The sequence below is a fragment of the Sphingobium fuliginis genome (assembly GCF_015074805.1).
Taxonomy (GTDB): Bacteria; Pseudomonadota; Alphaproteobacteria; order Sphingomonadales; family Sphingomonadaceae; genus Sphingobium; species Sphingobium fuliginis.
Genome location: NZ_CP060035.1, coordinates 1,696,380 through 1,717,121 on the forward strand (window position 1 = coordinate 1,696,380; position 20,742 = coordinate 1,717,121).

At 63.6% G+C, this 20,742-nt stretch carries 23 protein-coding genes; 15 read left to right on the top strand and 8 right to left on the bottom strand.

What is annotated here, in order from left to right; all coding sequences use genetic code 11:
- Window positions 1-138: 138 nt before the first annotated feature.
- Window positions 139-927 (bottom strand): hypothetical protein, encoded by a 789-nt coding sequence (locus H5V43_RS08040; RefSeq protein WP_173676438.1) that lies wholly within the window; start codon window positions 925-927, stop codon window positions 139-141.
- Window positions 928-971: 44 nt separating this feature from the next.
- On the bottom strand, window positions 972-1,214 hold the full coding sequence (locus tag H5V43_RS08045; protein WP_025551538.1) for a hypothetical protein: 243 nt from the start codon (window positions 1,212-1,214) through the stop codon (window positions 972-974).
- 90 nt (window positions 1,215-1,304) lie between these two features.
- Here H5V43_RS08045 and H5V43_RS08050 point away from each other — a divergent pair, with 90 nt between their 5' ends.
- The 8 genes from H5V43_RS08050 (at window position 1,305) to H5V43_RS08085 (ending at window position 9,373) form a co-directional block, all read left to right on the top strand.
- The gene (locus H5V43_RS08050; protein ID WP_025551536.1) at window positions 1,305-1,826 is read left to right on the top strand and encodes a GNAT family N-acetyltransferase; all 522 of its coding nucleotides are present in this window, start codon (window positions 1,305-1,307) and stop codon (window positions 1,824-1,826) included.
- A 12-nt stretch (window positions 1,827-1,838) separates the two neighbouring features.
- The gene (locus tag H5V43_RS08055) at window positions 1,839-2,474 is read left to right on the top strand and encodes a YqaA family protein (RefSeq protein WP_025551535.1); all 636 of its coding nucleotides are present in this window, start codon (window positions 1,839-1,841) and stop codon (window positions 2,472-2,474) included.
- An 11-nt stretch (window positions 2,475-2,485) separates the two neighbouring features.
- On the top strand, window positions 2,486-4,129 hold the full coding sequence (gene lnt / locus H5V43_RS08060) for an apolipoprotein N-acyltransferase (RefSeq protein ID WP_025551533.1): 1,644 nt from the start codon (window positions 2,486-2,488) through the stop codon (window positions 4,127-4,129).
- Between the two features lie 60 nt (window positions 4,130-4,189).
- Entirely contained in the window at window positions 4,190-5,395 is a 1,206-nt protein-coding gene (metK, locus tag H5V43_RS08065) for a methionine adenosyltransferase (protein WP_025551531.1), read from the top strand.
- 245 nt (window positions 5,396-5,640) lie between these two features.
- Window positions 5,641-6,351 (top strand): methyl-accepting chemotaxis protein, encoded by a 711-nt coding sequence (locus H5V43_RS08070; protein ID WP_025551529.1) that lies wholly within the window; start codon window positions 5,641-5,643, stop codon window positions 6,349-6,351.
- 126 nt (window positions 6,352-6,477) lie between these two features.
- Window positions 6,478-6,657 (top strand): hypothetical protein, encoded by a 180-nt coding sequence (locus H5V43_RS08075; RefSeq protein WP_025551528.1) that lies wholly within the window; start codon window positions 6,478-6,480, stop codon window positions 6,655-6,657.
- A 221-nt stretch (window positions 6,658-6,878) separates the two neighbouring features.
- Window positions 6,879-7,574, top strand: coding sequence for a tRNA (guanine(46)-N(7))-methyltransferase TrmB (gene trmB, locus H5V43_RS08080; RefSeq protein WP_025551526.1), 696 nt, complete (start codon window positions 6,879-6,881; stop codon window positions 7,572-7,574).
- A gap of 257 nt (window positions 7,575-7,831) precedes the next feature.
- Window positions 7,832-9,373 carry a right-handed parallel beta-helix repeat-containing protein gene (locus H5V43_RS08085; RefSeq protein WP_025551525.1) on the top strand — a complete coding sequence of 514 codons (1,542 nt, stop codon included), beginning with the start codon at window positions 7,832-7,834 and terminating at the stop codon, window positions 9,371-9,373.
- Window positions 9,374-9,639: 266 nt separating this feature from the next.
- On the opposite strand, the gene H5V43_RS08090 is transcribed toward H5V43_RS08085, so the two are convergent.
- From H5V43_RS08090 to H5V43_RS08100, 3 genes are all read right to left on the bottom strand, one after another.
- Window positions 9,640-10,188 (bottom strand): hypothetical protein, encoded by a 549-nt coding sequence (locus H5V43_RS08090; RefSeq protein WP_025551523.1) that lies wholly within the window; start codon window positions 10,186-10,188, stop codon window positions 9,640-9,642.
- A 504-nt stretch (window positions 10,189-10,692) separates the two neighbouring features.
- Entirely contained in the window at window positions 10,693-10,944 is a 252-nt protein-coding gene (locus H5V43_RS08095; RefSeq protein WP_025551521.1) for a hypothetical protein, read from the bottom strand.
- A 79-nt stretch (window positions 10,945-11,023) separates the two neighbouring features.
- Window positions 11,024-11,269: a hypothetical protein gene (locus H5V43_RS08100; RefSeq protein ID WP_229742423.1), complete on the bottom strand. Its 246-nt coding sequence runs from the start codon at window positions 11,267-11,269 to the stop codon at window positions 11,024-11,026.
- A 161-nt stretch (window positions 11,270-11,430) separates the two neighbouring features.
- Between H5V43_RS08100 and H5V43_RS08105 the strand changes: the two genes are divergently transcribed.
- On the top strand, window positions 11,431-12,540 hold the full coding sequence (locus tag H5V43_RS08105) for a sensor histidine kinase (RefSeq protein ID WP_025551518.1): 1,110 nt from the start codon (window positions 11,431-11,433) through the stop codon (window positions 12,538-12,540).
- 268 nt (window positions 12,541-12,808) lie between these two features.
- On the top strand, window positions 12,809-13,552 hold the full coding sequence (locus tag H5V43_RS08110) for a LytR/AlgR family response regulator transcription factor (RefSeq protein WP_025552126.1): 744 nt from the start codon (window positions 12,809-12,811) through the stop codon (window positions 13,550-13,552).
- 165 nt (window positions 13,553-13,717) lie between these two features.
- On the opposite strand, the gene H5V43_RS08115 is transcribed toward H5V43_RS08110, so the two are convergent.
- From H5V43_RS08115 to H5V43_RS08125, 3 genes are all read right to left on the bottom strand, one after another.
- Window positions 13,718-14,038 carry a UrcA family protein gene (locus H5V43_RS08115; RefSeq protein WP_037484333.1) on the bottom strand — a complete coding sequence of 107 codons (321 nt, stop codon included), beginning with the start codon at window positions 14,036-14,038 and terminating at the stop codon, window positions 13,718-13,720.
- 364 nt (window positions 14,039-14,402) lie between these two features.
- Window positions 14,403-14,567, bottom strand: a complete 165-nt coding sequence (locus tag H5V43_RS08120) for a hypothetical protein (RefSeq protein WP_157846890.1) — start codon at window positions 14,565-14,567, stop codon at window positions 14,403-14,405.
- Between the two features lie 16 nt (window positions 14,568-14,583).
- On the bottom strand, window positions 14,584-15,156 hold the full coding sequence (locus H5V43_RS08125; protein WP_044662614.1) for a septal ring lytic transglycosylase RlpA family protein: 573 nt from the start codon (window positions 15,154-15,156) through the stop codon (window positions 14,584-14,586).
- Between the two features lie 163 nt (window positions 15,157-15,319).
- Here H5V43_RS08125 and uvrA point away from each other — a divergent pair, with 163 nt between their 5' ends.
- The 5 genes from uvrA to relB all read left to right on the top strand — a co-directional run bounded on the left by uvrA (window position 15,320) and on the right by relB (window position 20,653).
- Window positions 15,320-18,232 (top strand): excinuclease ABC subunit UvrA, encoded by a 2,913-nt coding sequence (gene uvrA / locus H5V43_RS08130; protein ID WP_193666638.1) that lies wholly within the window; start codon window positions 15,320-15,322, stop codon window positions 18,230-18,232.
- A 52-nt stretch (window positions 18,233-18,284) separates the two neighbouring features.
- Window positions 18,285-19,670, top strand: coding sequence for an AAA family ATPase (locus H5V43_RS08135; protein WP_102999744.1), 1,386 nt, complete (start codon window positions 18,285-18,287; stop codon window positions 19,668-19,670).
- Complete coding sequence (locus H5V43_RS08140; RefSeq protein WP_128830804.1) at window positions 19,654-20,148, top strand: hypothetical protein; 495 nt, start codon at window positions 19,654-19,656, stop codon at window positions 20,146-20,148. Before H5V43_RS08135 ends, H5V43_RS08140 begins: the two co-directional genes overlap by 17 nt.
- A 21-nt stretch (window positions 20,149-20,169) precedes the next feature.
- Window positions 20,170-20,364 carry a hypothetical protein gene (locus tag H5V43_RS08145; protein ID WP_025550210.1) on the top strand — a complete coding sequence of 65 codons (195 nt, stop codon included), beginning with the start codon at window positions 20,170-20,172 and terminating at the stop codon, window positions 20,362-20,364.
- 112 nt (window positions 20,365-20,476) lie between these two features.
- The gene (relB, locus tag H5V43_RS08150) at window positions 20,477-20,653 is read left to right on the top strand and encodes a type II toxin-antitoxin system RelB family antitoxin (protein ID WP_025550211.1); all 177 of its coding nucleotides are present in this window, start codon (window positions 20,477-20,479) and stop codon (window positions 20,651-20,653) included.
- Window positions 20,654-20,742 lie beyond the last annotated feature (89 nt).

Here is a 20,742-nt window from a genome sequence, read left to right on the forward strand (position 1 = left end):
AAAGGGGCCGGCCCTGACGAGGACCAGCCCTTCACCGCCTCATCGGCGACTCACATTTTCCCAATGTCGACCTATGTGCCAGAACAGCGTGACGATGTCAACAAAAATGTTCCATATGGGTTAAAACCTCCTCGCGGTTCACCGCCCTGCATCGTCCCCGCCAGCCACGCTGCGCGTATAATCGATCCTGATCCGAACCCAGCTCCCGACCATCACCTTGCCATTCACCCGCGGCGGCAGCACCAGAAATTGCCACGCAGCCAGCCGAACCGCCTTGGCAAAGCCGGACCCCATGGGCGATTCCCCCAGCGCCTGGCAGTTCTCGACATGGTAATGATCCACCGTCTTGCACGCGACCAGACCCCAGCCGCTTGTCGGCGCATCGGCGGGCAGATAGCCTGCCAGTTCCGCATGGCTCGGCCGCCGGTACCATTCCGCATCGAACAACTGCACGCCCCCCGGCCCCTCGCCCGGCCCCGCCGCCGCCGCGCTGTTGCCCTGCCCCGTCGCGCCGTCGGCCGCGCCCTTCTTCGCCATCCTGCCGATGTCGGCGGACGCCATCTGCTGGCTGTCCAGCACCAGGAACGGCAGCGGCGAGGGCTGCTGCTCGGTCGGCTTCACCACGGGACGGTCGCGCTTGACCACCGGCTGCTGCACCTGCCGCCGCGCCGATTTCTCCTGCTTCTTCTTCTCGCTCTTCTCGGCCTTGCTCTGCGCCTTCTCCGCCTTGGGCGCGGGCGCCATCTCGAACGTCACCGGATTGCGCAGGTCGGGCAGCCGGATCACCGGATCGGGCGCCAGCGTCAGCAACGCCAGCAGCAGCAACCCGTTGAACAGCAGCGCGAGCAGCAATCCGCCGCCGCGCTCGCGCCATTGGGAGGGAAGGGATAAGGTCAAATTCACTCGGATGCGCCGGGCCGGACTCATAAGGGGTCATGCCCAGACGCCGCCGCGCCGTCAACGCCGTGGCGTCAACAGATATCCTCCTCCCGGACGACAGGACGGCTTTCCCGGGTCGCCCGCATCCGGCTGGCCTTGTCGTCTGGGTCCGACGTCAGCACGACATGATCCTCATGCACCTCCAGCAGCACGCCGGCAAAGGGCATGCCCTCCAGACTGCCCGTGACCCGGTAGCTGACCGAATCCCCGACCTTGAACGTCGCGGGATCGGTATTGAACTCAAAGGGACAGGCGCCCTCTCCCATGCCAAGCATATGCGTCTCCTACACGGCAAAGCTACCGTGGCGACGCCGCACCGATCAAGGCCCCTGTCGCTTCCATCACAAGGGCGTTACAGGCCGGCCATGGACATACGCCTCGCCCGCCCGTCGGACCTCCCCCGGCTCCACCCGATCATAGAGCGCGCCTATCGCGGCGACACCGCCCGGCAAAGCTGGGCCATAGAGACCGCCCCGCCCGCCACCCCCCGCACCAGCATCGCCGCGCTGGAGGCGATCCTCGCCGACCCCGCCGAACGCCTGCTGGTCGCGCCCGCCCCGGACGACGCTCCCGTCGGCTGCGTCCAGATCTCCGACCGGGGCGACGGCCGCGCCTGTCTCGGCCTGCTCTGCGTCGATCCCGCGCTCCAGTCGGGGGGCCTCGGCCACCGCCTCATCGCCGCCGCCGAACAGCTCGCCGCGACCGCCTTCGGTACCCGGCGGATGGAAATGACCGTCATCTCCACCCACGACAATCTCATCCGATATTATCGAAGACGCGGCTACCGACCGACGGGAGAGACGCGCCCCTATCCCGTACCGCTCGATCCGCCGCAGCAGATGGTCGTCCTGGCAAAAGCACTGGCGGCCCGAAAGCAGTTGGGCTAGGGCCTCAACCCGATGCTCACCAAGCTCTACCAATGGACGCTGGCGAAAGCCGCCCACGCCCACGCCGAACGCTGGCTCTTCGCCATCAGCTTCATGGAAAGCAGCTTCTTCCCGATCCCGCCGCACCCGCTGCTGGGCCTGATGTGCCTCGCCCGCCCGGAACGCGCGATCCGCTTCGGGCTGATCTGCACCATCGCCTCGGTGCTGGGCGGGCTGTTCGGCTATGCCATCGGCCATTTCCTCTATGAAACGGTCGGGCAGCAGATATTGCACGCCCTCGGCCTCGCCGCGAAATTCCCCGTCGCCGCCTGCTATCTGCGCGATTATGGGGCGGAGATCATCCTGATCAAGGGCGCGACGCCGATCCCGTTCAAGCTCATCACCATCACGGCGGGCTTCATCGGCCTCTCCCTCTTCACCTTCCTCTGGGCGAGCGTCCTCAGCCGCGCCTTCCAGTTCATGCTGGTGGGTTTCCTGTTCTGGAAGTTCGGCCGCCCGATCAAGGCGTTTATCGAAAAATATCTCGGCCTGCTCTCCGCCGGCTTCCTGGTCCTGCTGGTCGGCGGCTTCATCGCGGCCTCCGCCCTGTCCGGCGGCGGGGACAAGAGCGACAAGTGCAGCCACGCCACCATGGCCACCCTGCACTGATCCGCACCGGCATGAAGGACATTCCGGCCCGCTTTCCGAAGCTCACCGCCCTGCTCGCCGGATTCGCGGCGGCCACCGGCTTCGAACCGCTGAAGCTCTGGCCAATCACCCTCGCCTGCTTCGCGCTGCTCATCCTCCTGATCGAACAGGCTCCCGACCGCCGCAGCGCTTTCCTGCGCGGCTGGCTGTTCGGCGTCGGCCATTTCACCCTCGGCCTCAACTGGATCGCCCACGCCTTCACCTTCCAGGACGCGATGCCCCACTGGTTCGGCTATGGCGCGGTGGTCCTCCTGTCCCTCTACCTCGCCGTCTATCCCGGCCTGGCCACGCTGGCGGCCCGGTGGCTGTACCATCTACAGAACAACGTGTTCCTGCGAAGGCACTGGAACGAGACAAGCGACTCGCGACAGCCCAGTCCCGCCGTCAGAACTGGACTCCTGCCTCCGCAGGAGCACGCCACACTTCCTTTCACCCTCCTCTTCGCCGCCTGCTGGCTGGCCTCGGAATATCTCCGCGCCACCGTCTTCACCGGCTTCGCCTGGAACCCGCTGGGCGTCACCCTCCTCCCCACCGGCATGGCGATCGCCTCCACCCTGATCGGCACCTACGGCCTCGGCGCGCTCGCCATACTGGCGTCGGGCGCGCTCCTCCTCGCCCTCCGCCGCCAGTTCCGCCCCGCCGCCGCCCTCATTACACCCCTCATCGCCCTGACCCTGTGGGGCAATCTCTCCCCCGCCCCGCCCACTCCCGCAGGCGCCCCCAAAATCCGCGTGGTCCAGCCCAATATCGGCCAGGACGAAAAATATTCGCCCGAACTCGAACAGGCCCATTTCCAGACCCTCGCCACCCTCTCCGGCACGCCGCGCCCGGCCCCGCGCCTGATCTTCTGGCCCGAAGCCGCCATCCCCGCCTATCTCGACATGGAACCCGACTGGCGCGCCCGCCTCGCTGCATTGCTGGGCCCCGGCGACCTGCTCATGACCGGCGCGACCAAGGTCTATTTCAAACAGGTCGAGAAAGATGGCGTCCCGGAAAACGCGCTGGCCGGCGCGAACAACAGCCTGTTCGTCGTGAACGCCCAGGCCCGCCTGCTCGGCCGCTACGACAAGTCCCATCTCGTCCCCTATGGCGAATATCTGCCGATGCGCCAGATTCTCCAGCCGCTCGGCCTGTCCCGCCTCGTCCCCGGCGCCGTCGACTTCTGGCCCGGCCCCGGCCCGCAAAGCCTGGCCCTGCCCGCCACGCTGGGCCGCCCGCCGCTCAGGATGGGCGTGCAGATCTGCTACGAGATCATCTTCTCCGGCCAGGTGGTGGACGAAGCCAACCGTCCCGACTTCCTGTTCAACCCCTCCAACGACGCCTGGTTCGGCAGTTGGGGCCCGGTCCAGCATCTGGCGCAGGCCCGCCTCCGCGCGCTGGAGGAGGGCATCCCCATCATCCGCTCCACCCCCACCGGAATCTCCGCGGTGGTCGACGCCCGCGGCCATATCCTCGGCAGCATCGGCCACCACCGCGCCGGTTTTCTCGACACCGCGCTCCCCCCCGCGCTGCCGCCGACGATCTTCGCGCGATTCGGCAATCTTCTCCCCTTCGCCTTTGCAGCGCTGCTCGTCCTCGCCTGCATCCCACTTGCCCGGTTGCGCGGCAGCCGCTAAGGCATCCACTGCACATAAAGATTTCTTTATACGCAGACACAGCATCAGACTGGAGCAACCATGCGTTCGAACTACCTCTTCACCTCGGAATCCGTTTCCGAAGGCCATCCCGACAAGGTCGCGGACCAGATTTCCGACGCCATCGTCGACCTCTTCCTGTCGAAAGACTCCGAAGCCCGCATCGCCTGCGAAACGCTGACCACGACGCAGCTCGTCGTCCTCGCCGGGGAAATCCGCTGCAAGGGCGTCTATGAAAATGGCGAATGGGCGCCGGGCGCGCAGGAAGAGATCGAACGCACCGTCCGCGACACGGTAAAGCGCATCGGCTACGAACAGGACGGCTTCCACTGGGAAACTTTCCGCTTCGAAAACAATCTCCACGCCCAGTCGGCGCACATCGCGCAGGGCGTCGACGCCGCCGGCAACAAGGATGAAGGCGCGGGCGACCAGGGCATCATGTTCGGCTTCGCCTGCGACGAAACGCCCGACCTCATGCCCGCCACGCTGGACTACAGCCACAAGATCCTGGCGAAGATGGCCGCCGACCGCCACAGCGGCCGCGCCCCCTTCCTGGAACCCGACGCCAAGAGCCAGGTGACGCTGCGCTTCGAAAACGGCAAGCCCGCCGCCGCCACCGCCATCGTCGTCTCGACCCAGCACGCGCCGGGCTATGACGCGGGCGAAAAGGAAGCCGAACTCAAAAATTACGTGAAGGGCGTCGTCGCGGAAATCCTGCCCGGCGAACTGCTCTCGGATGAGACCGTCTATCACATCAACCCGACCGGCAGCTTCGAAATCGGCGGCCCGGACGGCGACGCAGGCCTCACCGGCCGCAAGATCATCGTCGACACCTATGGCGGCGCCTCGCCCCATGGCGGCGGCGCGTTCAGCGGCAAGGACCCGACCAAGGTGGATCGCTCGGCCGCCTATATCACCCGCTATCTCGCGAAGAACATCGTCGCCGCCGGTCTCGCGAAGCGCTGCACTATCCAGCTCGCCTACGCCATCGGCGTTTCCGAACCGCTGTCGCTCTATGTCGACACCCACGGCACCGGGACGGTCGGGGACGACAGGATCGAACAGGCGATCAAGAACATCAAGGAACTGGGCGGCCTCACCCCGCGCGGCATCCGCACCCATCTCGGCCTCAACAAGCCGATCTACCAGCCGTCCGCCGCCTATGGCCATTTCGGACGCAAGGCGGAGGGCGACTTCTTCCCCTGGGAACGCACCGACCTGGTGGAAAAGCTCAAGGCCGCCCTTTAAGGCGCGCGGGGATTCCGTTCAGGGCAAGGCGAAAAAAGCTCGAAGCGCAGTTCGGCAGGTAAGCGCCGGAAGCGCGGAAAGCCGCCATTTGCAGCCGCCATGGGCTGAATCCCACACACCCGATCCGGGTCGGGAAAGCACATCGCATCAGGGGTTGCCGGTCGCCCGGCAGCCCCTTTTTCATGGCCCCTTACCCTTCCTTAACCATGCTCCGCCTAGCGCCGGATGGATCAAGGAGACATGGTTTGGCCTCTTCCCTCTCTTACGGCGCCCACGGCGCCGAAGCCGCGTGGACAGCCCTCAACCGCAGCCAGGCGGTGATCGAATTCGCGCTGGACGGCACGATCCTGACGGCCAACGCCAATTTCCTGGCCCTGATGGGCTATGGGCTGGAAGAGATTGCGGGCAAGCACCACCGGATCTTCTGCACGCCGGACCATGCCGCATCCCAGGAATATGCCGATTTCTGGCAGAAGCTCGGTTACGGCGCCTTCGACGCCGGCGCCTATGAGCGCCGCGACCGCAACGGCCGCGAAATCTGGTTGCAGGCCACCTATAATCCCGTCTTCGAAGCCGACGGCACATTGCGCAAGGTCGTGAAGATCGCCACCGACATCACCCGCCAGGTCCGGCAGGAACGGGAGGCGCGTCATCGCCTGGCCGACAGCCATCGCCTCCAGCACGATCTGGAGCGGCAGAAGAATGCGCTGGAAAAGACGATGACCCAATTGGCCGACATCGTCTCGACCATCCGCGGCATCGCCGCCCAGACCAACATGCTCGCCCTCAACGCCCGGATAGAGGCCGCCCGCGCCGGGGAGGCCGGCCGCGGCTTCGCCGTCGTCGCGGGCGAGGTCAAGAAACTGGCCGACGACACCCGCATCGCCACCGAACGCGCCGCGGCCATGATGCAGCAGGAACGGATCGGCCTGACGGACCGGCAATCGGCGGCCTGACAGGCCCCCCGCATGGCGGCAACATGACGAAAAGTTCATTGGCATGCCGCCCGCAAAACGCCCATAAGCAGGGCGTCGGACCCGCACCCCTGTCGGGTCCGGCAACCTCTTTCCAAGGGGAATGCGATGACCAGGCCACTGACTTCCGCCCTCCTCGGCCTCGCCCTCATGACCGGCAGCGTAGCCCCAGCGTTGGCCGCGCCATGCAAGGACGCCAAGGGCAAGTTCGTCAAATGTCCGCCCAAGCCGGTCGCCAAGAAGGGACCGTGCAAGGACGCCAAGGGCCGCTTCGCCAAGTGCAAATGACCTGACGGGTTCGCATCGGTCCCGGCCCATCGCCTCCCAAAGGAACAAGCCCGACGCCGCCCACGGCGTCAGGCCTAAGCCTCCTGTCCCCGGCATCATCTCCTCAACAACGGGGACAGGAGGCGCCCCATGACGCTCCCCTCCTTACCCCATCCCCCTCCCGCATTTTTCGATCCGGCAGGTGATTTCACTCGCACCGAAAATGCTCTATCCGCCCGCGCATGACAGCGCATAAATCCGGCGATCCCACCACGCTCAACCGCCTCTACGGCCGCCAGTCCGGGCACAAGCTCCGCAAGGGGCAACAGGAACTGGTCGATTCCCTGCTGCCCGCCCTCTCCGTGCCTGAGGAAGGGGATGTCACCGCCGCGGGCCTGTTCGGCTACGACCGTCCCCTGCATTTCGAAATCGGCTTCGGCGGCGGCGAACATCTCGCCTATCGCGCCGACCTGCTGCCCGATCACGGCTTCATCGGCTGCGAACCGTTCCTGAACGGCGTCGTCACCGCGCTCGGCCATATCCGCGACAGGGCGCTGGGCAATGTCCGCCTCCACATGGGCGACGCGCTCTCCGTGCTCGGCCGGATTCCGGACGGCTCGCTCAGCTTCGTCTATCTGCTCCACCCCGACCCCTGGCCCAAGGCCCGCCACGCCAAGCGCCGCATGATGAACCCCGGCCCGGTCGCGATGATCGCGCGCAAGCTGAAGCCGGGCGGCGAATTCCGCTTCGGCACGGACCATCCCGTCTATCTGCGCTGGGCGCTGATGGTGATGAACGGCCATCCCGATTTCGAATGGCTGGCGGGCTCTCCCACGGATTTCCAGCGCCGCCCCGGCGGCTGGCCCGAAACCCGCTACGAAGCGAAAGCGCGCAGCCTGGGCCATGAAGTATGGTACTTCCGTTACCGCCGCCGCTGATCGCCGTCCCGGCCCTCTCCAAAAAGAAACCCCGCCGGAGCAAGCTCCACGGCGGGGCCAAGGTTCAGGGAGGTGTCACTCCAAGGGGGAAGAGTGACCACATCAATCTAGGGCTCCCATCCGGCAATTCAAGGGCTTGCCGGCCCTCCTTTCCCCGCGACACGCCATCGTCCCCGCAATCGCCACATCTTCATTGACCGTTCAGCCCCCCTCCATCAATCTCACGGCCAGATCGCAACGCCGTGAAAGACCGACAGGTGCCGAAGCCATATTGGGCGTTTCTTCTTCCGACGCTCCTGTTTCCCGCCTCCCTCGTCACCGCCGCCCACGCCGAAACCTATTATGTCGATTCCCGCCAGGGCGACGACAATGCGGACGGCACCGCCGGCAACCGGGCCTGGCGCTCGCTCACGCGGGTCAATGGCTGGCCGCTCCGGCCCGGCGACCGCGTCCTGCTGGCCGCCGGATCGGTCTGGCGGGAACCGCTGACGATCGCCCGCTCGGGCAAGGCGGGATCGCCCATCACGGTCGGCGCGACCGGCTCCGGCCCGCGCCCGCGCATCGATGCGGGCGGCGTTTCGGAATATGCCGTCGGCGTGATCGACGCCGATCACGTCACGATCAGTGGGCTGGAAGTCACCAACGCCGCCCCCTCGCCGGCCCCGCGCATCGGCATATTGGTGCGCGCCGAAAACCGCGGGGTGACGCGGGGCATCCGCATCAGCGACAATTATGTCCACGATGTCCGCGGCACCAACGACCGCAAGGACAATGGCGGCATCCTGTTCCGCGCCACCGGCCGGCAGCTCGCCACCCGCTTCCAGGACCTCGCGATCGAGCGGAACATCCTGTGGCGCGTCGATCGGTCCGGCATCGCCGGGATCAGCGACCGGGTATCCCTCCTCGACTGGTTCCCCAGCAGGAAGGTGGTGATCCGCGACAATTATCTGGAGGACATCGGCGGCGACGGCATCGTCCCCCGCGGCACGGACGGCGCCCTGATCGAACATAATATCGTCCTCCACGCCGGCAGCCGCGCGCCCGGCTACAATGCCGGCATCTGGCAGTGGAGCACCGACAACAGCCTGATCCAGCTCAACGAGGCGGCCCATACCCGCACCCGCTATGACGGCCAGGGCTTCGATTCCGACTTCAACTCGCGCCGGACGACCTTCCTCTACAATTACAGCCACGACAATGCCGGCGGCTTCCTGCTGATCTGCTCGCCCCGCCGCAACGACAAGGACAATCTGGGCAATCGCGGCACGCTGGCGCGCTTCAACGTCAGCCGCAACGACGGCGCCCGCATCTTCCAGCTTTCCGGCAATGTGTCGGACGCCCGGATCGAAAGGAACGTCATCCATGTCGGCCCGGCGATGGATGTGCAGATGATCGTCGCCACCGAATGGCAGGGCTGGGCGCGCGGAGTCCGCTTCGCGCGCAATGTCTTCAAGGTGGCGGGCACCGCCCGCTACGGCAGCGAGAGCGGGCGCAGCGGCCCCGACTATCTGATCCGGGCCGGCTTCGCCCCGGCCGAATCGATCCGCTTCCGGCGGAACAGCTATTTCGGCAGCCATATCGACCTGCCGGACGATGGCGCCGGCCAGACCATCCAGCCCTATCAGGAAATCGCGTCGGACTGGGACGTGCCCAGGTTCGATCCCGCCAGCCCCGACGCTTTCCCCGAATTCATCGACCGCCACCGGAACTGGATGCTGGCGATGCTGGGGCGCGAACTGGGAACCCCCGTCCGGCTCCGGCAACCACGGGCCAGTTCCGCCTTCGAAACCCGCCGCTGACCCGATCCCCCTCCGCCAAAGGCAAAGGAGCCCCGCCCCTTGCGAAGGAAGGCGGGGCTTCAGTTGGGTCGCACACAGGACGATGCCTGCGGACGGCAATAGGACATAGTTCAGCCGGGAAGTCGATTGCGATAATCTAGACCTGGATCAAGCGCATGGAGGGCCATGACGGCGGAAAAAGGCAACGGCGCGCCGGGTCCGGCCCGCCGCGCCGTCATCGCCGCGTCCCTCGCGCCCCTCCCCCCGGACGGGCCCGGACCGCTCGCTCAGTTCGCCTTGCTCAGATCCACCTTCTCGACCCATTCGGGATAGAAGGTCGGCTCCCGGTTCGACCATCCGACCGCCGTCGCCGCCGCTTCGCTGATCGACTGGAGCAGCGCCCGGCGCTTTTCGGGGTGGAGGTGCGGCAGGCTGGCCGCCGCGCAGAAGGCTCCCGGCAGCCATGGCCGCGATCCCGCACCCAACAGCCGCTCATACAGGAAGCGATAGGCGGAAAAGCTGCACAACCGGTCCTGCCCCAGGTCGAAGGCGGAAACCGTCACCAGCGGCGCCATGAAAGGCTCCATCTGGTCCAGGCCGCTGTCATCGGGCACCCGCGCCTTGATCTCCTCCAGCCGCCCGTAGATCCGCGCCTGCGCGCGAATGCTGGCTTCCTCCACCATGTCGCGCGACCACAGCTTCATGGCGTCGCGCCGATGAAGTCCGATGTCCAGCGATCTTCGGATGTAACGCTGCGTGGCGGCCGGGAAACTGGCGAATTCACGCAACTCCGCCAGGGTAATCGCCCCGTCCGCAGGTCTTGCACTCGTGCCCATGCTTTTGCCCTCCGACTTCAAGTCGTAAGCAGAACATGCGCCCCCGATGGTTACTGCAAGCTTAAGCGCCGGTTCTGCCGACAGACACAGGGAATCATTTTTCCTTGTGCAGCGCAACATGTAATTTTTATGAATGCGCCCAATCGAGTAGCATGAGCCGGTTCGCCGCCCATCCCCCGCCGGCATTGTCCGGCGGCAGACGCTTTCCTCGAAACGGGCTTCATTCCTGCGAGGCGCTCGAATGCGGCGAATGGCTCATGCGCGCACAACAAAGCGGTCCGATAATCCGCCAGGGCGGAGGCTCGGCTCCCGATCCCTTCGAGCATGACAGGCCGATCGGCAAGGGCAACCCAAACCCGGCCGCCGCCATGGAGCGCGCCATGTTAAACCGGATGCAGGCCGCGCGCTCGAATTTTCCGCTTTCGCATCGTTTTCAGCCGCATCCTTTTCAGCGCAAAACACCCATCCACGACCGGCTCAGGACAGGCGTTTCTGCGCGATGCCCTACCCGGCCCTGCGCTCCAGCACCGCGCCGATCATGCTGCGCCATACGGCCACGTCGCCCGCCTGCGCCATTTGCGCATCGGGCTCCCGCAGCGTGTGCAGGATCGCATAGGCATCGTCGACATGGTCCTGCCAACTGGCATCGACTGCGCTCGCCGCATGCGGATCGTTGCCCTCGCCGTTCAGGCTGAGCTGGCGCCCGGCCAGCACGCGGGCAATGCGTTCGATCGCGGGAGTGGCGGAAGTCGGCATATGAAGTGGCTCCTCTCACCTGCGGAGGGCAACGCGCGGCTGCCCTCCCAACCGATCATATCACGATTTCCCCTATCGTCTATCGCCCGTCCTTCCGATCCTCGCCGTCCGGCCGATCCCTGCCTTCCGGAAAACCGGAAGACGGGACCGGATCGCCATGATCGCCCGGCGCGGTCGCCGATGGCGGATCGGACGCATCCATGCTGTCCATCAATCCCTCGTCCAGCTTCTCCTCCGTCGTCACCGCATGGTCCTGCGCGTCGGTAGGCCGCCTGTCGTCGGCTTCCTCGCGGCTGTTGGGCCGAATATCGGTCTTGTCGCTCATCATGCTCTCCTTTTTTGGCGCGCCGGCGCCTCGAACCATGAAACGGACGGCGGCAAGGGCGGGTTCCGCCCGCCGCCCCTATCGACCAACGCATGGAACCCTTCGACCAGCTTCGCCGCCAAGGGGCGACAGACGCCGCGCCTTGTCCTAGACTTTCGCCCATGAGCATAAAAAACGAGGACGGCGAGCCTGGCGTGCCGCCGACGGTCGCACTTTATTCGATATTGGGTTTCTGGTTCTTCTACGCGGTGCTGGTGACGCTGCGCGCCTCCGTCATGGGGTTCGAGGCGCAGGGGGCCATGGCCGCGCGCCGCGCGGTGGTGACGGTGATCGGCATCGTCGTCACCTGGGTCCTCTATCTCTGCCTGCGCCGCTTCGACCGCCAGCCGCTGACGACGCGCATCGTCGCCGCCTTCTCGCTCGCCGCGCCCTTCGCGCTTGCGACGGCGGCGGCCAATTTCTACGTCTTCAACATCTACGACCCGGCCTCGCTGTTTCCTGACGCCGATTATCAGAAATATGCGAGCGAACAGGGCTTCGCCCTGATGCAGATCGTGGAGGACGCGATCAGCCGCTATTTCTTCCTCGCCGCCTGGGCCGGCCTGTACCTCGCCCTCTCCTACGCCAGCGAGGCGCATCGCGTCGAACGCCGCGCCGACCGGCTGGAACGCGCCGCCCAGCAGGCCGAACTGCGCTCCCTGCGCTATCAGGTGAACCCCCATTTCCTGTTCAACACGCTGAACTCGCTCTCTTCGCTGGTCATGAAGGACCGGCGCGACGAGGCGGAACAGATGATCCTTTCCCTCTCCAATTTCTACCGCACCAGCCTGACCGGCGACCCACTGGAGGACGTCTCGCTGGAGGAGGAAGTGCATCTCCAGAAACTCTATCTGGACATCGAAGCGGTGCGCTTCCCGGATCGCCTGTCGACCAGCATCCGCATCCCGGACACCCTGCTCAATGCCTGCGTTCCCGGCCTGATCCTGCAACCGCTGGTGGAAAATGCGATCAAATATGGCGTGTCGCGCACCTCCAGCCCGGTGACCATCGCCATCGAAGCGCGGGAGGAGGAGGGCATGCTCCACATCAGCGTCGCCGACAATGGCGACAAGCCGCCCAGCGAAGCGGACGCGGGCAGCGGCATCGGCCTCGCCAATGTGCGCGACCGCCTGACCGCCCGCTTCGGCGAACAGGGCCGGATCGACTATGGCCCGCGCCCCGGCGGCGGCTTCGCGGTGGACCTCACCCTCCCCATCATCCGCCGGAGCTAGGCCGTATCGACATTCAACTTGAAAATATAGGCGACGTCATGCTGAACTTGTTTCAGCTTCCATTTCTCCCCAGCAACCGCAGGTGGGTAGAGGCACAATGGATGCTGTCGCCGCAGCCTGGAGCGTTTTCCAAGCAGATGGAATCATCTGCTTCGAAAACGCGACAAAACAAAAACTTAGAGCAGTCGAGCCGATGCAATCGGATCGGAATCTGCTCTAGCGTACGGAATTTCCCCATCCTTGGCGCAATCCGTGAAAGGTCGAACCCATGCCCATCCGAACGCTGATCGTCGACGACGAACCATTGGCGGTCGAACGCCTCCAGATGCTGTGCGCCCGCGAACCGCGCATCGCGCTGGTCGGCACCGCCAGCGACGGGGAGGCGGCGCTGCGCCTGATCGAGGGGCTGGAACCGGACCTGGTGATGCTCGACATCGCCATGCCCCTGCTCGACGGCATCGGGGTGGCGCGGGCGACCTCGCGCATGGGCATCTGCCCGGCAGTGATCTTCGTCACCGCTTTCGAAGGTTTCGCGGTGGAGGCCTTCGACCTTGCCGCCGTGGACTATCTGCTGAAGCCGGTCGCCCATGAACGCCTGTCCCGCGCCATCGACCGCGTCGAACAGGCGCTGGGCAACCGCACCGTCCCCTCCCCCGCCACCAGCACGCAGGACGAACCCGAATGGGCGGAGGAATTCTGGGTGCCGCACCGTTCCGAACTGATCCGCATCGGCGCGGTCCAGATCGACCGGATCGAGGCGGAACGCGACTATATGCGGCTGCATGTGGGGGCCAACAGCTATCTGCTGCACCAGACGATCAGTTCGCTGGAAAACCGGCTGGACCCGCAGCAGTTCGTCCGCCTGCACCGCTCCCACATCGTGCGCCGCGACCATATCTCCCGGCTGCGCCACGACGGCAGCGGCGTCTGGTCAGCCTGCCTCGCGGACGGCACGGAAATCCGCATCGGCCGCACCTATCTCACCAACGCCCGCGCCATGGCAGGGCGCTGACCCTTCAATCCATCGCAGATGGGAAGGGAAACCGCCCAAGACGATGGAGGACAGCGCCCACGGGACGCCGCAACGCTCCGCGCCCACAAAAGGAAAGGCCCGGTGAATTCCGGGCCCTTTTCCAAAAACCGATTGAATAACTCAGGCGCTTGCGCCGACTGGCTTTTACTTGCTCAGATCGGCAAAGCGCTCCCCATCCTGAGCCTTGGCGACGGCAAGGTCCACAGCGCCGCGAACATGCGCGGCTGCAACCTGCTGGCACTTCTCGATCGCGGCCGTGGTATCGTTGAGCGGGCAGACCTTTGCCGCGGCACGCCGTATCCGGGCATTCAGGACGCGTTGGTCGCTCGTCTTCGACAGGTCCAGATCATGATAGCTGACCTCGACACTCTTTCCGTTGGACTCGAATTCGATGGCGGAAGCCGTGCCAGCGGCGCCCATGGCGGCCATGGCGGCGAGAGCAGCGGTGAACTTGATGGCGATCATGGCAATTGTCTCCTCAACGCTATGCTTTTGTCGGCCTGTCCGCGTGGGGCGCGGTGCAGACCTCAAGCGAAGAGAAGAGAAGGCCTCAACAGATCATCGTCTCTGTCTTCGCCCATTTTGTTTAGGCGCATTGCAAATGCATCGCTTTTCGCTTTCGACCGGCGCCTGTCCCTGTCGGCCAACGGCGCTCCTGTCGACCAAATACAGTCTGACAGGGACGAACGACAATTTTACGACAGAAAAACAACTGTTCCGTAGCGTAAAATTACAATTGTTCAACAATTCGCGCACATAAAAACACCCCCGGCGCAAGGGAAAGGCCGGGGGTGCATCCAGGAAGCTGTCGGGCTCTCCGGGATCTCTTTCAATCATCTTGCGGCGATACGGCCCGGGGCCAGTCGATCCATAGCCAGATCGTCGCCATGTCGAACCGCATCATAGCGCGGGTGCGCAACGACCGTTTTCCCCATTCGATGATCCGCCCATCCATCACGCCCGGCAACATCAGCCGGGGACGAACGGACGACATTCTTCCACGAACGACATCAGCGCCCCTGCGCGGCCAGCTGCGCCCGCAAATTGGCGAGCGTCCGCGCATCGACGACCGGCCGCTCCGGCGCCTCCTTCCCCTCGCGCAGCTTGCTGCGGTCCTTCTCCGGCGGCTCCACGACGCGCACCCTGACCGGCGCATGGCCCGTCGCCCTGATCCCCAGCTGCTCCGCCGCCCCGCGCGACAGGTCGATGATCCGCCCCCGCCCGGCAAAGGGCCCGCGATCGTTGATCCGCACCAGGATCGTCCGCCCCGTCTCCAGCGCCGTCACCTCGACATAGCTCGGCAGGGGCAGCGTCGCGTGCGCCGCCGTCACCGCCTTCGGCCGGAAGCGCTCGCCATTGGCCGTCCGGTTCCCGCTCTCCCCGCCATACCAGCTCGCATAGCCCAGATAATCATAGCCCGGATCGGCGGCAGGCACATAGGTCACGCCCCTGACGCTATAGGGCTTTCCCACCCGCACCGGCACGTCGCTCACGGGCCGATAGCGCACCCCCCCGCCACAGGCCGCCAGCGCCATCGCGACGCCCAGCGCGCCGAACCGCATCCGAACAAAAGTCCCGCTCATCCCCGCCCTTTACCCCAGCCCGGCGCGGGGGCAAAGCCGCCGCCTTTTCCTTTCGCCGCACAGTCCCTATCTTGCGCCCGACCGGCCCTTGCCTCCCAAGAACAAATCTGGAACAACACGCCCCCATGAGTCTCACGCAAATTTCTCAGCAGAGGTCTGCCGAATGCTGACCACCATAAGCGTCCGCGGCGCACGCGAGCATAATCTCAAGGGCGTCGACGTCGACCTTCCGCGCGACAGCCTGATCGTCATCACCGGCCTTTCCGGCTCGGGCAAGTCCTCCCTCGCCTTCGACACCATCTATGCCGAGGGTCAGCGCCGCTATGTCGAATCCCTCTCCGCCTATGCGCGCCAGTTCCTGGAGATGATGCAGAAGCCGGATGTAGAGCATATTGACGGCCTCTCCCCCGCCATCTCCATCGAGCAGAAGACGACCAGCCGCAACCCGCGCTCCACGGTCGCCACCGTGACGGAAATCTACGACTATATGCGCCTCCTCTGGGCGCGCGTCGGCATCCCCTATTCGCCCGCCACGGGCCTCCCCATCAGCGCCCAGACGGTCAGCCAGATGGTCGACCGCGTGATGCAGCTGCCCGAAGGAACGCGCTTCTACCTCCTCGCCCCCGTGGTCCGCGGCCGCAAGGGCGAATATCGCAAGGAACTGGCGGAGTGGCAGAAGGCCGGCTTCACCCGCGTCCGCATCGACGGCGAACTCTACGCCATCGAGGACGCCCCCGCCCTCGACAAGAAATACAAGCATGACATCGAAGTGGTTGTCGACCGCCTCGCCGTCAGCGACGACATGGCCACCCGCCTCGCCGACAGCTTCGAGCAGGCCCTGAAACTCGCCGACGGCCTCGCCTATGTCGACCTCGCGGACGGCGCCGTCCCCGGCCGCGAGGTCGAAGCGGAATCCACCGGCAACCTCAAGGGCGCAGGCATCCCCGCCAACCGCATCGTCTTCAGCGAGAAGTTCGCCTGCCCCGTCAGCGGCTTCACCATAGCGGAGATCGAACCGCGCCTCTTCTCCTTCAACGCCCCGCAGGGCGCCTGTCCCGCCTGCGACGGCCTGGGCGAACGGCAGGAGTTCGACCCCGAACTCGTCGTCCCCAACGAAGCCCTCAGCCTCAAGAAGGGCGCCGTCGTCCCCTGGGCCAAGTCCAACCCGCCCAGCCCCTATTATATGCAGGTCCTCGGCTCCCTCGCGAAGGAGTTCGGCTTCTCCCTCGACACCCCCTGGGCCGACCTGCCGGGGGAGGTGAAGCTCATCATCCTCCACGGCACCGCCGGCCGGCCCGTCACCCTGCGCTTCGTCGACGGCAAGAAAAGCTATGAGGTGAAAAAGCCCTTCGAAGGCGTCATCGGCAACCTCAACCGCCGCCTCCTCCAGACCGAATCCGCCTGGATGCGGGAGGAACTCAGCAAATACCAGACCGCCATGCCGTGCGAGACCTGCCACGGCGCCCGCCTCAAGCCGGAGGCGCTGGCGGTGAAGATCGCGGGGGAAGACATCTCCATGTCCACCCGCCGCTCGGTGGTGGACGCGCTCGGTTTCTTCTCCACCCTCCCCAGCCGCCTCAACGATCAGCAGAACCAGATCGCCCGCGCCATCCTCAAGGAAATCGTGGAGCGCCTCGGCTTCCTCAACAATGTCGGCCTCGACTATCTGAACCTGGACCGCACCAGCGGCACCCTGTCCGGCGGCGAGTCCCAGCGCATCCGCCTCGCCTCGCAGATCGGCAGCGGCCTGTCGGGCGTCCTCTACGTCCTCGACGAACCCTCCATCGGCCTGCACCAGCGCGACAATGACCGCCTGCTCGTCACGCTCAAGCGCCTGCGCGACCTCGGCAACACCGTCATCGTCGTGGAACATGACGAGGATGCGATCCGCACCGCCGACTATATCGTCGACATGGGGCCGGGCGCGGGCGTCCACGGCGGCACCATCGTCGCGCAGGGCACCCTGAACGAACTGCTCGCGCACAAGGACAGCCTGACCGCCGACTATCTGAACGGCGCCCGCCGCATCGAAGTCCCGCCCCGCCGCCGCAAGGGATCGGGCAAGAAACTCACCGTCCACAACGCCCGCGCCAACAACCTGCAAAATGTCACCGCCAGCATCCCGCTCGGCACCTTCACCTGCATCACCGGCGTATCGGGCTCGGGCAAGTCCAGCTTCACCATCGACACCCTCTATGCGGCGTCCGCCCGCACCCTCAACGGCGCCCGCATCGTCGCCGGCCCGCACGACAAGGTGACGGGCCTCGAACATTGCGACAAGGTGATCGACATCGACCAGTCGCCCATCGGCCGCACCCCCCGCTCCAACCCGGCGACCTATACCGGCGCCTTCACCAACATCCGCGACTGGTTCGCCGGCCTCCCCGAAGCGCAGGCGCGCGGCTACAAGCCCGGCCGCTTCAGCTTCAACGTCAAGGGCGGCCGCTGCGAAGCCTGCCAGGGCGACGGCGTGCTCAAGATAGAGATGCACTTCCTCCCCGACGTCTACGTCACCTGCGACGTCTGCCACGGCGCCCGCTACAATCGCGAGACGCTGGAGGTGAAGTTCAAGGGCAAGTCCATCGCCGACGTCCTCGACATGACGGTCGAGGACGCGGTCGAATTCTTCAAGGCCGTGCCCCCGATCCGCGACAAGATGGCGATGCTGGCCGAAGTGGGCCTGGGCTATGTCAAGGTCGGCCAGCAGGCGACGACCCTGTCCGGCGGCGAAGCCCAACGCGTCAAGCTCGCCAAGGAACTCTCCCGCCGCGCCACCGGCAACACGCTCTATATCTTGGACGAACCCACCACCGGCCTCCATTTCGAAGACGTCCGCAAACTGCTCGAAGTTCTCCACGCCCTCGTCGAACAGGGCAACAGCGTGGTCGTGATCGAACACAATTTGGATGTCATCAAGACCGCCGACTGGATCATCGACATGGGCCCGGAAGGCGGCGTCAAAGGCGGCGAAGTCGTCGCCGAAGGCACACCGGAGAAGGTGGCGAAGAACGCCCGGAGCTTTACCGGGCGGTACTTAGCGCCGTTGTTGGGGATGGAGGCTGTGGCGGCGGAATAAGAGACTTCCAATGGTGCTCTAGACGATTAACTTATCATGATTTAAATGGCCTATGCTCAAAAAGCTCAGCGTAAAAAATTTTAAATCATGGGCCGAACTTTCCGTTGAATTTCGGCCTATAACAGTTCTTTTCGGGGCGAACTCCTCGGGAAAGAGCAGCATCATTCAATTTCTGCTGCTCTTGAAGCAGACAAAAGATTCAACCAACAGCCAAGCTGTTTTGGAATTTGGCGATTCCTCCACGCCGGTTGAGCTGGGCTCCTATAAGGATTCAATTTTTAGGCATGAAGATGCCCGCAATCTAAAATGGCATCTGGAATGGAGTTTGGACAAGCCTTTATCATTTACTGATACTACGCAGAAAAGGAGGAAAGCCTACAACTTTCGGGAAATCGGGATCAAAGTTGAGCTATTATCCCGCGGTAGAAAAATTCTGACAAACGAGCTTACTTATACGACGAATATGGCCAGCTTTTCCTTGAATAGGAGAGAAGGAAAGCCCGGATATCAGCTAACATCTTCTAACGAAGAGTTATTTAGGTTCGTTCGTTCGATGGGGCGTCCATGGGATTTGCCGGAGCCGACCAAATGCTTTTCGCTGCCTGACCAAGCACAGACGTATTTTCAAAATGCTCAGTTTTTGGGGCTATTCGAGAACGCGTATGTCAACCAAATGGACTCAATTCTGCATCTCGGACCGCTTCGCGAGGATCCGAAGAGACAATATCCATGGTCGGGCTCAACTCCGGCTGATGTGGGTCGCCGGGGTGAACGCACCGTTGAAGCCATTTTAAGTGCTACCGAATTTGGCCTTCGACGGAATCTTAAATACAAGAGCCCTACAAAAAGCTTCCAAGAAATGATTGCTTGGTGGCTTCAAAAACTTGGCCTTATTTACTCTTTCCGGGTTGATGAAGTAGGCAAGGAGTCTGGTCTGTTCCGTGTGTATGTGAAAAAGGGACCACAATCCGTGGAGACGCTCATAACTGATGTGGGCTTTGGCGTTTCCCAAATTCTTCCGATGTTGACGTTACTGTATTATGTCCCGGCGGGATCAACAATTCTGATTGAGCAGCCAGAGATACATCTACACCCCCATGTACAGGCGGGAATAGCGGACTTAGTTATAGCAACTGCTATAAACAGAAAACTTCAGCTCATAATTGAATCCCATAGCGAACATTTTTTAAATCGACTTCTACGGCGAATTGCTGAACGTGAGACCGAATTTGGAAATATAACTCAGAATGATATCGCTTTATTCTTTTGCGAAAATGAAGGAGGGCAATCGAACCTCTCTCCGCTCCAAGTCAACCTCTTCGGGGGAGTGGAGAACTGGCCTAAGGATTTCTTCGGTGATCAGATGGGGGACATAATAGCGCGTGAGAAGGCAGCGTCGATATGGCGGATGAGAAATCGCAATGCTCAGAGTAGTTGATGAGAATGTTTTGGTTGTCGCCAACGACCTTACCAAGGAATCATTGGGACTACCCACAAACTTTCCAGATGCGTCAGAAGAGTGTCGAATTTCTTGCGCTGAATATCTTAGGGATATAGCCGAGAACGGCAGGATTATACTGGATAGCGAGTCAGAATATTTCGACAAATATCGAAATCATGCTTCATTTTCTGGCCAACCCGGCGTAGGCGACATGTTTTTACGTATGGTTTATGAAAGAGGCTATGTCTCGTCGTGGGCTACCCGTATAACTATCCGTGATGAGAAGGGTTATCTGCTCCCAGATTCTTTCACATCTTCACCATTTGATAACGACGACTATCTTTGGGTAGCAGGTGCTTACAATGCAACCTCAGCGGCAGAAATCGCAAATGCTTGTGACAGCGACTATGACGAGTGCGAGGATGACCTGAACGCCCTTGGCGTCAGAGTAAACCAGCTTTGTGCTGGACGATAGAGGCCCCTTCGGAAGTAGACGATGTCCTCAACCGACAAAATTGAAAACTGGCCCGGCCGCCGCATCGCCTTCAAGAGCTTTGCCGCCGACCTTGCACGCCGCCGCGCCGAACTCGGCATCACCGACGCCGACATCCCCCGCAACAGCGGCACCCGCCGCACCGCCAGCAAGAAGGTTTTGCTCAAAGCCATCAAGGACGCCGGGGGCAATTGGTAAAATCGCCCTCGCCAGAATTGGGTCTACGCTGCCCACATCCTACTCATCCAGACCGGACCAATAGCCACCCTCGCTGATTGGCACAGCCCGACATCGCTGACATTCTCCACCGATGCCCAAACTCGACCCCATCATATCCGAGTTCGCGACGACCGAGGAAGCCGAGGCCTATGATGCATGGTTTCGCGCAAAGGTGGAGAAGTCGCTTGCGTCCGATAAGCCCGGCATTCCTCATGAGGAGGTCATGGCGATGATGAAAAAGATCATCGATCGAAAGAAGCAGGCATGACAAGGTCACTGTCTTAGCGCACATGTTCCCATTTTGTTCTGTCCTACACCCCCTCCCCTGACATATCCTCCCGGCAAAGCACCTAACGG